14 protein-coding genes are annotated in these 12,682 nt (G+C 61.3%); 7 read left to right on the forward strand and 7 right to left on the reverse strand.

The window, feature by feature from the left end:
• Positions 1 to 9: 9 nt before the first annotated feature.
• Together M5B98_RS09825 and M5B98_RS09830 are read right to left on the reverse strand one after the other, a co-directional pair.
• On the reverse strand, positions 10 to 624 hold the full coding sequence (locus M5B98_RS09825) for an NAD(P)-dependent oxidoreductase (RefSeq protein ID WP_248742591.1): 615 nt from the start codon (positions 622 to 624) through the stop codon (positions 10 to 12).
• A gap of 46 nt (positions 625 to 670) precedes the next feature.
• Positions 671 to 1,549, reverse strand: coding sequence for an MBL fold metallo-hydrolase (locus M5B98_RS09830; protein WP_096818389.1), 879 nt, complete (start codon positions 1,547 to 1,549; stop codon positions 671 to 673).
• A 114-nt stretch (positions 1,550 to 1,663) separates the two neighbouring features.
• On the opposite strand from M5B98_RS09830, the gene M5B98_RS09835 reads away from it, so the two are divergent.
• Entirely contained in the window at positions 1,664 to 2,569 is a 906-nt protein-coding gene (locus tag M5B98_RS09835) for a LysR family transcriptional regulator (protein ID WP_248742592.1), read from the forward strand.
• Between the two features lie 41 nt (positions 2,570 to 2,610).
• Positions 2,611 to 2,838: a hypothetical protein gene (locus M5B98_RS09840; RefSeq protein ID WP_248742765.1), complete on the forward strand. Its 228-nt coding sequence runs from the start codon at positions 2,611 to 2,613 to the stop codon at positions 2,836 to 2,838.
• 9 nt (positions 2,839 to 2,847) lie between these two features.
• On the opposite strand, the gene M5B98_RS09845 is transcribed toward M5B98_RS09840, so the two are convergent.
• Positions 2,848 to 3,744: a helix-turn-helix domain-containing protein gene (locus M5B98_RS09845; protein ID WP_114885158.1), complete on the reverse strand. Its 897-nt coding sequence runs from the start codon at positions 3,742 to 3,744 to the stop codon at positions 2,848 to 2,850.
• 178 nt (positions 3,745 to 3,922) lie between these two features.
• Between M5B98_RS09845 and pobA the strand changes: the two genes are divergently transcribed.
• Entirely contained in the window at positions 3,923 to 5,116 is a 1,194-nt protein-coding gene (gene pobA, locus M5B98_RS09850; protein WP_248742593.1) for a 4-hydroxybenzoate 3-monooxygenase, read from the forward strand.
• A 79-nt stretch (positions 5,117 to 5,195) separates the two neighbouring features.
• Complete coding sequence (locus tag M5B98_RS09855; protein ID WP_248742594.1) at positions 5,196 to 6,713, forward strand: MDR family MFS transporter; 1,518 nt, start codon at positions 5,196 to 5,198, stop codon at positions 6,711 to 6,713.
• Positions 6,714 to 6,755: 42 nt separating this feature from the next.
• On the opposite strand, the gene M5B98_RS09860 is transcribed toward M5B98_RS09855, so the two are convergent.
• The 4 genes from M5B98_RS09860 to M5B98_RS09875 all read right to left on the reverse strand — a co-directional run bounded on the left by M5B98_RS09860 (position 6,756) and on the right by M5B98_RS09875 (position 10,640).
• Positions 6,756 to 7,601, reverse strand: coding sequence for a cache domain-containing protein (locus tag M5B98_RS09860; protein ID WP_248742595.1), 846 nt, complete (start codon positions 7,599 to 7,601; stop codon positions 6,756 to 6,758).
• Positions 7,602 to 7,733: 132 nt separating this feature from the next.
• A complete protein-coding gene (locus M5B98_RS09865; RefSeq protein WP_248742596.1) occupies positions 7,734 to 8,588 on the reverse strand; it encodes an ATPase in 855 nt (284 codons plus the stop codon).
• A 105-nt stretch (positions 8,589 to 8,693) separates the two neighbouring features.
• Positions 8,694 to 9,686, reverse strand: a complete 993-nt coding sequence (locus tag M5B98_RS09870) for an NAD-dependent epimerase/dehydratase family protein (RefSeq protein WP_248742597.1) — start codon at positions 9,684 to 9,686, stop codon at positions 8,694 to 8,696.
• A 54-nt stretch (positions 9,687 to 9,740) separates the two neighbouring features.
• A complete protein-coding gene (locus tag M5B98_RS09875; RefSeq protein WP_248742755.1) occupies positions 9,741 to 10,640 on the reverse strand; it encodes a LysR family transcriptional regulator ArgP in 900 nt (299 codons plus the stop codon).
• Between the two features lie 90 nt (positions 10,641 to 10,730).
• On the opposite strand from M5B98_RS09875, the gene M5B98_RS09880 reads away from it, so the two are divergent.
• The 3 genes from M5B98_RS09880 (at position 10,731) to M5B98_RS09890 (ending at position 12,513) form a co-directional block, all read left to right on the forward strand.
• Positions 10,731 to 11,132 (forward strand): ACT domain-containing protein, encoded by a 402-nt coding sequence (locus M5B98_RS09880; protein ID WP_007953258.1) that lies wholly within the window; start codon positions 10,731 to 10,733, stop codon positions 11,130 to 11,132.
• 5 nt (positions 11,133 to 11,137) lie between these two features.
• Positions 11,138 to 11,740 (forward strand): LysE/ArgO family amino acid transporter, encoded by a 603-nt coding sequence (locus M5B98_RS09885; RefSeq protein ID WP_085709557.1) that lies wholly within the window; start codon positions 11,138 to 11,140, stop codon positions 11,738 to 11,740.
• A 176-nt stretch (positions 11,741 to 11,916) separates the two neighbouring features.
• Positions 11,917 to 12,513: a superoxide dismutase gene (locus M5B98_RS09890; protein ID WP_016773431.1), complete on the forward strand. Its 597-nt coding sequence runs from the start codon at positions 11,917 to 11,919 to the stop codon at positions 12,511 to 12,513.
• The last annotated feature ends 169 nt before the right edge of the window (positions 12,514 to 12,682 follow it).

Consider the following 12,682-nt stretch of genomic DNA (forward strand, 5'->3'; position numbering starts at 1 on the left):
TTTTAGTACTTAATATCCGACGGTGAACCGCTGACGCGAATGCTTCGGCGTTTCCACTTCGTCAATCAGCGCAATCGCGTAGTCGGCAAAGCTGATCGAGCTCTGGCCTTCAGCACTCACCAGCAAGTCATCCTTGCCGACGCGGAATTTACCGGTGCGCTCGCCTTCGAAGAACAGCGCCGACGGCGACAGGAACGTCCAGTCCAGTTCCTTCTCCTGACGCAGGGCGTCGAGAAACGCTGCACCGGCGCTGGCCTCGGCCTTGTACTCGGCCGGGAAACCGGCGCTGTCGATCACGCGGGTGCCGTCCGGCAGCAACAGCGAACCGGCACCGCCGACCACCAGCAGACGTTTCACTCCGGCCTGTTTCACCGGGCCGAGCAGCGCGCTGGCCGGCACCGTGGCGAAATGCGCGGCGCTGATCACCACATCGTTACCGGCGACTGCCGCTTCCAGCGCGGCGGCATCCAGCACGTCGACGTTCTTGCTGACCACACCGGCACGGGCGCCGATCTTCGAGGTATCCCGGGCGATGGCGGTGACGCTGTGGCCGCGACGCAGGGCTTCTTCCAGCAATTGGCTGCCGGCACGGCCGGTGGCACCAATGATTGCGATCTTGCTCATGACATTCTCCAGTTGGCTTGAGAGTGCTGCGTTTTTCAGAATCGGGTTACCACTTCATCTCGCCCTTGGCGACCTTGGCGCTCAGCTCCAGGGAGCTTTCCTCGCCCAGTTTCGGGTAGCGTTTTTTCATCGCGGCGATCAGCGCGGCAGAGTCCTTGGCCTTGGCGGTTTCTTCGTCGAAGGCCTTGATGTAATCGGCGGTGAACTTCACGGCGGCCAGCGAACGGGCGCTGTCACCCAGGTAGTGACCCGGCACCACGGTTTTCGGCTTCAGGGTTTCGATCGAGTGCAGGGTTTCCAGCCAGTCGGCGTGGGATTGTGCAGTCTGGGTATCGGCCATCCACACGTGGATGTTCTCGGCAACGACGACACCACCCACCACAGCTTTCAGCGATGGAATCCACACGAAGCTGCGATCCGGTTGCTTGCCTTCCAGGCCGACCACCTGCAGTTTCTGGCCTTCGAGCATCAGGCTGTCGCCCTTGAGCACACCCGGCACGATGGTTTTGGCCGGCACGTCGGCGCCCATTTTCGGGCCCCAGAATGCGAGCTTGCCGTCGACGGTTTGCTTGATGTGATCAACGGTCGGCTGCGAGGCCAGCACCTTGGCGTTCGGGAAGGCCTTGGTCAGGGTGTCGAGACCGAAGTAGTAATCCGGGTCACCGTGGCTGATGTAGATGGTGGTCAGTTGCTTGCCGCTGGCGCGGATCTTTTCCACCACTTGTTCTGCCTGGGATTTGCCGAACTGCGCGTCTACCAATATCGCGTCCTTCTCGCCGCTGACCAGCACCGAGGTCACCGGGAAGATCGCGTTGGTGCCCGGGTTGTAGACATCGAGGCTCAGGTTCGCAGCCGCCGCGTGAGCAGCAAAGCCGAGGGTGGCGGTGGCCAGTAAAACGCGCTTGAGAGTGGTGAAGCCGATCATGGGTTGCTCCGCTGTTCGAATGCCGTGCTTGGCGATGGGACAGAGCTTAGTTGCCAGACTCGTTACAAAAAATGCGATGCTTAAACATAGTTTGTTTCTGAAAGCGGGCAAATCATGGATCGTCTTCAAGCAATGCGGGTGTTTGTCACGGTGGTGGATCTGGGCAGCCAGTCGGCGGCGGCTGATCACCTGGACCTGTCGCGGCCGGTGGTGTCGCGGTATCTGGCGGAACTGGAAGACTGGGTCGGCGCGCGCCTGATGCACCGCACCACACGCAAGTTGAGCCTGACCGCGGCCGGCAACGAAATCCTGCCGCGCTGCCGGCAGATGCTGGAACTGTCGGGCGACATGCAGGCCGCCGTCAGCGAGCCCGACGATGCGCCGCGGGGCCTGCTACGGATCAGCGTCAGCACCTCGTTCGGCCAGGCGCAACTGGCCGATGCCATGGCCGCATTCGTCAAGCGCTACCCGGGCGTCAACATCGACCTGCAAATGCTCGATCGCACGGTGAACCTGGTGGACGAGCGCATCGACCTGGCGATCCGCACCAGCAATGACCTCGACCCCAACCTGATCGCCCGGCGCCTGACGGTCTGTCGCTCGGTGGTCTGCGCCGCACCCGCCTATCTGCAGGAACATCCACAACCGCAGCGCGTAGAAGACCTGAGCCGGCACAACTGCCTGACCCACTCCTATTTCGGCAAGAGCCTGTGGCATTTCGAAGAGGATGGCGAGCCGGTCTCGGTGCCGGTGCAGGGCAACATCAGCGCCAACGAGGCCAGCACCCTGCTGCGCGCCACACTGGCCGGCGCCGGGGTGGCGATGCTGCCGACCTATCAGGCCGGCGTGCATATTCACAGCGGCGAACTGGTGCGCCTGCTGCCCAACGCCGAACCTCGGCGGATGAACATCTACGCGGTGTACGCCTCACGCAAGCACATGCCGGCGGCACTGCGCAGCATGCTGGATTTCCTGGTACTGCGCTTTCCCGAAAATCCGCAATGGGATGTCGGGTTGTAAACCCGATCGCCGCGCGGCTGGCAACTCCACGGCGCTGACCTATGCTGAAAGTAGTACCCAAGGGTATTCGTTCAGAGGTCAACGTCATGATCATGAGCACCAGAACAAGAAGATACCTCGCGATTTTCATCACCTGCGCGGCCACGCTGGCGCTGTACGGCACCGCGGCATGGCGCGTGGAGCAGTTGCGGCAACTGCCCCGTGAGTACGCGAGCTGCAACTTCGAGCGCTGCATCCCTCACAACGCCACCCTCAACGCCCTGCGCTGATACAGGACGTCAGGCGTCGTCGTTCTGCTCGGCCTTCAAGCGGTCGCGGAACGCCTTTGGCGAGATCCCCACACGGCGCCGGAACAGGCGCGTGAAGTTGGTCGGATCGGAAAAACCCAATACCTCGGACATCTCGTAAATCGTCATGCTGGTGTACGTCAGCAGGCGCTTGGCTTCCAGCAACTGACGTTCGTGCATGATCTGCAACGCCGGCTGCCCTGCCAGTTCGCGGCAGGTGCCGTTGAGGTGCGAGACGGAAATCCCCAGACGATGAGCCAGGTCCTCGACCTTCACATGCTGGCGGTAAGTCTCTTCGACCAACTGGATGAAACCGTTGAGGTACTCGCGTTGACGCTGCGGGCGTTGGCTCGCGTTATGCCGGCGGATCGCCTGACGGCTGACCCAGACCATGATCACGCTCACCAGCGAATGCATGAGCATTTCCCGCGCCGGTTGATGGCCGTTGTACTCGGCCTGCAACGCGGCAAACAGACTGTTGAGGTACTCCGCGTCCTGCCCCGCCGGATAGCTTTCGGCCTGGGCCAGGGCCTGCACCGCGCTGCCCAGCTGCGCCTGCAAATGGTTGATCAACGGTGTGGCGAGGGTGACGACGAATCCTTCGACGTCCTCGGAAAAACGGAATCCATGCACCGATAGCGGCGGCAGGATCTGGATGGCGGCTTCGTTCAGTTGCGTGCGTTGACCTTCGATTTCAAGCTCTGCCTGACCTTTGAATACGAAGAGCAACTGGCACAAATCGGCGTGGCGGTGGGGTTTGATTTCCCATTGATGTTCGCGGCTGCGTTTGGAAATGGTTTCACAGTGCAGCAAGTCAGGGGTCGGCCAGTCCAGGCTTTCACCGTAGAGCTTGAACACCGGAATCGAAGGCAGGTCAGGCTTGTTCATCACTTCAATCCAGGCCTCGAAGGTTGCGGGCGATAATCGCACCGATTGGCAGAATGTACAGGTATCGGCTCAGTTTTCACCTTCAATTGACAGACCCGCAAGGGAAAAATGCAAGCACTCGAATCCTGAAAATCATTCACCGGCCGTTGTCGCGTGAAGCTTGCGAGTCATAAAAACAATGAAAACGCTGAAAACCCAAGTCGCCATCATTGGCGCCGGTCCGTCCGGATTATTGCTCGGCCAACTGCTGCACAACGCCGGCATCGACACCCTGATCATTGAGCGACAGACACCTGACTATGTGCTCGGCCGAATTCGCGCCGGAGTCCTTGAACAGGGCATGGTAGAGCTGTTGCGCGAGGCTGGCGTGGGTCAGCGGATGGACGCCGAAGGGCTGGTCCACGGTGGGTTCGAACTGGCCCTCGACGGGCGTCGGGTGCACATCGATCTGCAGGCGCTGACCGGTGGAAAAACCGTGATGGTCTATGGCCAGACCGAGGTCACCCGCGACCTGATGGCCGCTCGTCGGGAGACCGGCGGACAGACCATCTACGAAGCCAGCCATGTCGTTCCCTGTGGCATGAAAAGCGACGAGGCCTTCGTCACGTTTGAAAAGGACGGCGAAACCTGGCGCGTCGATTGTGATTACATCGCCGGTTGCGACGGTTTCCACGGCGTGGCTCGTCAGTCGATTCCAGCCGAATGCCTGAAGATTTTCGAACGGGTCTATCCGTTCGGCTGGCTGGGGATACTCGCCGACACGCCACCGATTCACGACGAACTGGTCTACGCCCGCCACGAACGCGGCTTCGCCCTGTGCAGCATGCGTTCGGCGACCCGCACCCGCTATTACCTGCAAGTGCCGGCCGAGGAAAGCGTCGACGACTGGTCGGATGAACGCTTCTGGGATGAACTGCGCAATCGTCTGCCGGAGGATCTGGCGCAGAAACTCGTGACCGGCCCGTCGATTGAAAAGAGCATCGCGCCGCTGCGCAGTTTCGTGGTCGAACCGATGCAGTACGGGCGCATGTTTCTGGTGGGCGACGCGGCGCATATCGTTCCACCGACCGGCGCCAAGGGTTTGAATCTGGCGGCCAGCGATGTCAGCACGCTGTTCAGGATTCTGCTGAAGGTCTATCGCGAAGGGCGCACTGACTTGCTGGAGAAGTATTCGCAAATCTGCCTGCGTCGGGTGTGGAAAGCCGAGCGGTTTTCCTGGTGGATGACTTCGATGCTGCACCGTTTCGATGAGCACGACGATTTCAGTCAGCGCATCAGCGCCTCGGAACTGGACTACTTTGTCAGTTCAGAAGCGGGACAAAAAACCATTGCAGAAAATTACGTCGGACTTCCTTATGAGGCTATCGAATAGCCTGCTACCGACTTACACTGGCGAGCATCCACCCGCTCGCCTTGCCCCTGCGGGTCAATCACTGCCCGCAGGTTCGCCCGTGACCAATCTCAACCACCCCGAAACGCCCAAACCGGCCATTCGCAGCGTGCTGGTCGCGCTGATGCTGGCGATCTTCCTTGGTGCACTGGACCAGACCATCGTCGCCGTTTCCATGCCGGCCATCTCCGCGCAATTCAAGGACGTCAGCCTGCTGGCCTGGGTGATTTCCGGCTACATGGTGGCGATGACCGTGGCGGTGCCGATCTACGGCAAGCTCGGTGACCTGTACGGGCGGCGCAAACTGATGCTGTTCGGCATGGGCCTGTTCACCCTCGCCTCGCTGTTTTGCGGCATGGCCCAGAGCATGGAGCAACTGGTGCTGGCGCGGATTTTCCAGGGCATCGGCGCCGGCGGGATGATTTCGGTGAGCCAGGCGATCATCGGCGACATCGTGCCGCCCCGTGAGCGTGGGCGCTATCAGGGTTACTTCTCCAGCATGTACGCGGTGGCCAGCGTGGCCGGCCCGGTGCTGGGCGGCTACATGACCGAATACCTGTCATGGCGCTGGGTGTTCCTCATCAACCTGCCGCTGGGCCTTGGCGCGTACTGGGTGGCGCGACGCAACCTGGTCGGTCTGCCGATTCCCCAGCGCAAACCGGTCATCGACTACCTCGGCACACTGCTGATGATCATCGGCCTGACGGCGCTGTTGCTGGCGATCACTCAAGTCGGCCAGGGTCATGCGTGGCGCAGCAGCGAAGTGCTCGGTCTTTTCGCTTGCGCGGTAGCGGTGCTGGCGGTGTTCGTCTGGCATGAGCGCCGTGCCCGTGAGCCGTTGCTGCCGATGCACCTGTTCACCAATCGCAACGCTCTGCTGTGCTGGTGCACGATTTTCTTCTGCAGCTTCCAGGCGATTTCGTTGATCGTGCTGATGCCGTTGCGTTTCCAGAGCGTGACCGGTGCCGGCGCCGACAGCGCGGCGCTGCACTTGTTGCCGCTGGCGATGGGCTTGCCGATCGGTGCGTACTTCGCCGGTCGTCGCACCTCGATTACCGGGCGCTACAAACCACAGATTTTCACCGGTGCGTTGCTGATGCCGATCTCGATCCTCGGCATGGCCTTCAGCCCACCCGATGCGACGCTGATCAGCAGCCTGTTCATGTTGCTCAGCGGTATCGCCGGCGGCATGCAGTTCCCGACCTCGCTGGTCGGCACGCAGAACTCGGTGGAACAAAAAGACATTGGCGTCGCCACCAGCACCACCAACCTGTTCCGCTCCCTGGGTGGCGCGGTGGGCGTGGCGTTGATGTCGGCGCTGCTGCTGGCGTTGTTGCAGGACTCCAGTTTCGCCCACCTTACCGGCGCATCGCTGATCGGCGAAGGTCACTCCGGCAACGTGCTGCTCGATGGCCTGAACGCGGCCCCCGGCGACGCGCAGAATGCCTTGCGCGCCGAATTGCTGGTGACGTTCCGGCATTTGCTGATGGTCAGTGCCGGGGTGTCGCTGCTCGGGCTGGCGGCGGCGATTGCCATGCCGAACCGCTTGTTGCGCGGGCGTGAGCACGGCGCCCGCTGACGGATGCATTGGCTCCCACGCAGTGCGTGGGAGCCACAGGGATCAAGCGCTGTAATAACCGACCGCCACCAGAAACCCGCCGACCTTCTTCAGATAGGCATGCTTGTCCTCGACCTTGCCGGTCACCGGGTTCTTCCAGCGGTATTCGTATTCGCCCTCATCTTGCTTGCCGATCAACGCCAGAATCGGCTCACCCACGGGTTTGCCTTCCGGGTCCTTGACCTTGGCGAAGTCGGTGTTGATCAACCGCAGGTTGGTGCCATGGGCGACGTAGCGTTGGGTGTTCAGATCCACCACGAACACATACAGGTCATCCTGCAGGTAGCCGCCCTTGAGCGAATTGATCGCCGTCAGCGTGCCCTTTTCGTCCTTGGTCAGATCGGTGGCGGCCTTGTCGAGTAACGATTTCGCCTGCTCCGCCGACGCACGCGGCAAGTAGTAGCCGACCGCCAGAATCCGCTGACCGATGCGCTGATAGAACACATGCTTGCGCTCGACCTTGCCGTCGGCCTGGTTCTGCCAACGGTACTCGGCCTGCTGGATGCCGTTGCCTTCCGGCACTTTCAACGCGTCCTTGAACGCCTTCTGCAAATCCGGGCCAAGCACTTCGCTCACATCCCGACCGATCAACGCCGAGGACGGCCCGCCGCTGGCGAGCATCACGCCCTTGGTATCGACCACGAACACGTAGCGATCCTTGTCGACGAATTCGCCCTGGCGGCTGAATGCCGCGAACGCCTTGTCGCCGTTGTCGTGATAGTAGGCCAGAGCCTTTTCCAGCAAGGCGATGGCAGCCTTGCTGTCGTCCTTTTCCGTGGCCGCATTGGCCTGACCGAAACTCAACAACAGCACCGCACCGAGCCAGGCCAGCTTTTGCACAAACCCCATGACGCATCCCTCGTTCTTGTTGGTGTTTCAAGAGCGTAGACGGCCTGAAGGGAGGTATGGATATTCACAAAGCGTCTGAATGTTGCGAGGGGGATGCGGCGAGGGAGCACGTTCCCTCGCCACAGAAGAGGCTTACGGCCGGGCGTTGATCTGCTGCTGCAGGTTCTGGATCTGCGCCTGCAGGGTGTTGATGTTGCGGGTCATCTGCCCACGGAATGCATCGAACTCGGCGGTGCTGGAGCCGCCCTGCGCAGCGGCCGGACGGTTGTCCTGCTCGCTCTTGAGCACGACGATTTCCTGCTCCAGACGCTCGATGGCGGCGTTCGAACTGCCTTGTTTCTTCAGCGCCGTGATGTCGGCACCGAGGCTCTTGAACTGCGCGTCGAAGCCCTTGAGTTGCGCGTCGACCTTGCTGGTATCGGCCGGCGCGTTTTTCAGTGTCGCCAGCTCTGCACTCAGGGCTTTGACCTGGGCCTGCAACTGGGTATTGGCGTTCTGCTGTTCGGTGGTCTGGGCGGTCATCTGCGCCAGACGCTTGTCCAGGTCCGTCGCCTGCCCCGCCACACCCTGCTGCTGTTTGCTCTGATCCTGCAGTGCGCTTTGCAACTGTTTGATCTGCAACTTCAGCGCTTCGCTGTCGGTGTTGACGTTGGTCTGGCTGGCCACGACCTTGCCGGAAATGTCCTGCAGGCGCCCCGCCGCTTCTTCACTGATCCGCGCGAAACTTTCCTGGGTCGCCACCAGTTGCTGCTCCATCAGCGAAATCTGCTGGAAACTCCACCAGGCCAGGCCGATGAAAGCAAAGAACAACGCACCGACCAGCGCCCACAATGGCCCGGTGCTGGCCGACTTGACCTTGACCACGGGTGGCGTGCGCGAATGCACGGAAGTGCGAGTGGTAGCAGGGAAATCGTCGTCATCGAGTGTGTCGGCACGCAGGCTCGGAACATCGTCGAAATCATCGTGGGCATCGTTACGCATGGACATTGAGGCAACCTTTGTGAAACCCGGTAATGGCTGATTGCGGCGCAGTATAAACCCCGCAGCCGCAGGGATTGATCCCCAACCCGCGGCGGGGTTCAGCACTTCGTATCAACGAATGTCCTGGGCTTTCCACCAGCCACAGAACTCATCGAGGGCCGTCCAGAGACTGACTTTCGGATCGTAGTCCAGATAATGCCGGGCGCGACTGATGTCGAGGGTGAAATTTTTGTTCATCACCTGCATGCCCAGGCGCGACAGGGCCGGTTCGGGCCGTCCCGGCCAGAGTTTGCATGCACCTTCGTTGAGCGCCGCCACGCTGTAGGCCAACCCGTAGGACCGGTACCTGGTGACCTGTGGGACTTCCATCTTGCGCATCACGTAATTGACCACATCCCACAACGGCACCGGGGCGCCGTTACTGATGTTGTAGGCCTTGCCCAATGCCGAACCGGCCGCCAGAAGACTGCTCAGCAACGCTTCGTTGAGGTTGTGCACGCTGGTGAAGTCAACCTTGTTCAAGCCGTTGCCGATGATCGCCAGACGCCCCTTGCGCTGCATCTTCAGCAGACGCGGAAAAATGCTCATGTCGCCGGCGCCAGTGACGAAACGCGGACGCAGGGCCAGGGTTTCGAGGCCGAATTCCTGTGCGCCGAAGACCTTTTGCTCCGCCAGATATTTAGTTGCCGCGTAATGATGTTTGAAACGCCTGGGCACCTGCTCTTCGGTCAGGCCGAGGTGGTCGCGGCCGTCAAAGTAGATCGATGGCGATGACAGGTGCACCAGGCGCCGCACCCGCTGCTTGAGGCAGGCTTCCACCACGTTTTCGGTGACCTGCACATTGCCCTGATGAAAGTCCTGATAGCGCCCCCACAGCCCGACCGCGCCGGCGCAATGCACCACGGCTTCGACGTCGGTGCAGAGCGCACGCACCAGGTCCGGGTCGCTCAGATCACCCTGAACGAACTCGGCGCCGCGACGCACCAGATGCTCGACGCCTTCGGCCCGGCGACCGTTGACCCGCACGTCCAGGCCCTGCTCCAGGGCAAAACGCGCAAAGCGTCCGCCAATGAAGCCGCTTGCGCCGGTGACCAGAATTTTCATGTAGAGCTCCGCTGTCTTTCGTTTTGCCTGATTCGTGAGTCTTGACGCTGGCCGTCAGTCCAACGGCACCAGCCATTGCGCCGACGAACGCACCAATTGCTCGGTCAACAACCCCAGCAACTGGCCGCCATTGCGCCAATGATGCCAGTACAACGGCACGTCGATCGGTTTATCTGGCAACAGTTCGCGCAACACGCCGCGTTCCAGTTGCTCGCGCACCTGTAATTCCGGCACCAGCCCCCAGCCGAGACCGGCTTCGGTCAGGCGGATAAAACCTTCGGACGACGGGCACAAATGATGTTCGAAACCACCATCGACGCCGAGGGATGCAAGGTAACGGTGTTGCAGAAAGTCGTCCGGGCCGAACACCAGCGCCGGGGTGCGCGGCAGTTGTTCGGCCCGCACGCCGTCGGGGAAATGCCGCTCGATGAACGCCGGGCTGGCCAGCGCCCGATAACGCATGGCGCCGAGCAGCACGCTGCGGGCGCCCGCCACCGGTCGTTCACTGGCACACAGGCATGCGGCGACTTCACCGGCGCGCATGCGCTTGAGGCCGACGGTCTGGTCTTCGACGATCAAGTCCAGCAACAGGTGTTGTTCGGCGCAGAAGTCGCCCACGGCCTCCGCCCACCAGGTGGCGAGGCTGTCGGCGTTCAGGGCGATACGCAGCCGTTCCGGCAGGCCCTCTTCGTCCAGCGCCGGCACCAGCGTCTGCAGATCCCGTTCAAGCAGACGCACTTGCTGCACATGGTTGAGCAGGCGCCGGCCGATCTCGGTGGGTGACGGCGGTGTCCCGCGTACCAACACCGGTTGACCGACCCGCGCTTCCAGCAGTTTGATCCGCTGGGAAATCGCCGATTGCGAAAGGCCCAGCACCTGCGCCGCCCGTTCGAATCCGGCCTGCTCGACCACAGCGGCCAGAGCGGAAAGCAATTTATAGTCGAACATCAGTATTCCTAATGAGCGATCAGCACTATTGGTTTTTCTTATACAGCGTCTGCCCGGAGAATAGCCAGCAAGCACTCTTTATCAAGGACCCTCCCCATGGCTGGCGAAACCTCGTTGACCACCCTGCTGCGCAGCATGAGCCCGCAGCTCAATGCCGGCGAATACGTGTTCTGCACCTTGCGCGACGGGCAGTTGCCGAGTGGCCTGGAAGTTGTCGGAAGTTTCCGTGAACAGGAAGGGCTGACGGTGATTCTCGAACGGTCCCACGCCGAGCGCGCCGGTTTCAGTTTCGACTATGTCGCGGCCTGGATCACCTTGAACGTGCATTCGGCGCTGGAAGCCGTCGGCCTGACCGCCGCATTCGCCACTGCACTGGGCAAGGCCGGCATCAGCTGCAACGTGATTGCCGGCTATTACCACGACCATTTGTTCGTCGGTCAGGCCGACGCCGAACGCGCCATGCAAGTGCTGCGCGATCTCGCAGCCAACGCGGAGTAACTGTCATGTGGCAAAGCTATACCAACGGCCTGCTGGTGGCCTTCGGGCTGATCATGGCGATCGGCACCCAGAACGCCTTTGTCCTCGCCCAGAGCCTGCGTCGTGAACATCACCTACCGGTCGCCGCGCTGTGCGTCGCCTGTGATGCATTGCTGGTAGCGGCAGGCGTCTTCGGTCTGGCCACGGTACTGGCGCAGAATCCGACATTGCTGGCGGTTGCCCGTTGGGGCGGCGCGGTGTTCCTGATCTGGTACGGCAGCCAGGCGTTGCGCCGGGCGTTCTCGAAACAGAGCCTGCAACAGGGTGAAAACCAGACCGTGCGTTCACTGCGGGCGGTGATGCTCAGCGCACTGGCGGTGACCCTGCTCAACCCGCACGTCTATCTGGACACCGTGCTGCTGATCGGCTCCCTTGGTGCACAACAGTCGGTGCCAGGCGCCTATGTAGTGGGCGCGGCAAGTGCTTCGCTGCTGTGGTTTTTCACCCTGGCGTTCGGCGCGGCGTGGCTGGCACCGTGGCTGGCGCGGCCGGGGACCTGGCGAATTCTCGATCTGTTGGTGGCGGTGATGATGTTCACGGTAGCCGGTCAATTGATATTGGCTTCGTGATTTATTCCAAAAGGCTCTGGAACCTCTATCCCACACAGTTGTTGCGTGGTTATGCCGCACCCCCGGTGCTATGATCCGAACCCTGCGCCGCAAAGAGTAAAAACTCGCCGGTGCATTTCTGGCCGCCCGTGATCGGCCTTGCGCTCACCGCAACAGACCTGATTAGGAGAATCATCATGGCTTTCGAATTGCCGCCGCTGCCTTACGCACACGATGCCCTGCAGCCGCACATTTCCAAGGAAACCCTGGAATTCCACCACGACAAGCACCACAACACCTACGTCGTGAACCTGAACAACCTGGTGCCAGGCACCGAGTTCGAAGGCAAGACCCTGGAAGAGATCGTCAAGACTTCCTCGGGCGGCATCTTCAACAACGCCGCTCAGGTCTGGAACCACACTTTCTACTGGAACTGCCTGGCGCCAAACGCCGGCGGTCAACCAACCGGCGCACTGGCTGATGCCATCAACGCGGCGTTCGGTTCGTTCGACAAGTTCAAGGAAGAGTTCAGCAAAACCTCGATCGGCACCTTCGGTTCCGGCTGGGGCTGGCTGGTGAAAAAGGCTGACGGTTCCCTGGCCCTGGCCAGCACCATCGGCGCCGGCAACCCGCTGACCAGCGGCGACACCCCGCTGCTGACCTGCGACGTCTGGGAACACGCTTACTACATCGACTACCGCAACCTGCGTCCGAAGTACGTTGAAGCGTTCTGGAACCTGGTCAACTGGAAGTTCGTGGCCGAGCAGTTCGAAGGCAAGACCTTCACCGCTTAAGCTGCGCGCCAGACAAAAACCCGGCTATTGCCGGGTTTTTTTATGCCTGTGCAATCAGGTCGGCGAATACCGTCACAAACAAGGCCATTTCCCACACGCAAAGCAGCCCTTTCCCCCTTGCTCCCAAGCCACAGCGGACTAACATCAAACAGAGGAAAAATTGTCCGAC

The sequence above is a fragment of the Pseudomonas sp. MWU12-3088 genome (genome assembly GCF_023242405.1).
GTDB classification, from domain to species: domain Bacteria; phylum Pseudomonadota; class Gammaproteobacteria; order Pseudomonadales; family Pseudomonadaceae; genus Aquipseudomonas; species Aquipseudomonas kribbensis.

Bases quoted from the DNA above. Each gene is read 5' to 3' on its own strand.
- M5B98_RS09825 (WP_248742591.1), bottom strand. From the start codon at position 624: ATGAGCAAGATCGCAATCATTGGTGCCACCGGCCGTGCCGGCAGCCAA.
- M5B98_RS09845 (WP_114885158.1), bottom strand. From the start codon at position 3,744: ATGAACAAGCCTGACCTGCCTTCGATTCCGGTGTTCAAGCTCTACGGT.
- M5B98_RS09880 (WP_007953258.1), top strand. From the start codon at position 10,731: ATGGCTGGCGAAACCTCGTTGACCACCCTGCTGCGCAGCATGAGCCCG.
- pobA (WP_248742593.1), top strand. From the start codon at position 3,923: ATGAAAACGCTGAAAACCCAAGTCGCCATCATTGGCGCCGGTCCGTCC.
- M5B98_RS09865 (WP_248742596.1), bottom strand. From the start codon at position 8,588: ATGTCCATGCGTAACGATGCCCACGATGATTTCGACGATGTTCCGAGC.
- M5B98_RS09860 (WP_248742595.1), bottom strand. From the start codon at position 7,601: ATGGGGTTTGTGCAAAAGCTGGCCTGGCTCGGTGCGGTGCTGTTGTTG.
- M5B98_RS09835 (WP_248742592.1), top strand. From the start codon at position 1,664: ATGGATCGTCTTCAAGCAATGCGGGTGTTTGTCACGGTGGTGGATCTG.
- M5B98_RS09830 (WP_096818389.1), bottom strand. From the start codon at position 1,549: ATGATCGGCTTCACCACTCTCAAGCGCGTTTTACTGGCCACCGCCACC.
- M5B98_RS09885 (WP_085709557.1), top strand. From the start codon at position 11,138: ATGTGGCAAAGCTATACCAACGGCCTGCTGGTGGCCTTCGGGCTGATC.
- M5B98_RS09890 (WP_016773431.1), top strand. From the start codon at position 11,917: ATGGCTTTCGAATTGCCGCCGCTGCCTTACGCACACGATGCCCTGCAG.
- M5B98_RS09840 (WP_248742765.1), top strand. From the start codon at position 2,611: ATGCTGAAAGTAGTACCCAAGGGTATTCGTTCAGAGGTCAACGTCATG.
- M5B98_RS09870 (WP_248742597.1), bottom strand. From the start codon at position 9,686: ATGAAAATTCTGGTCACCGGCGCAAGCGGCTTCATTGGCGGACGCTTT.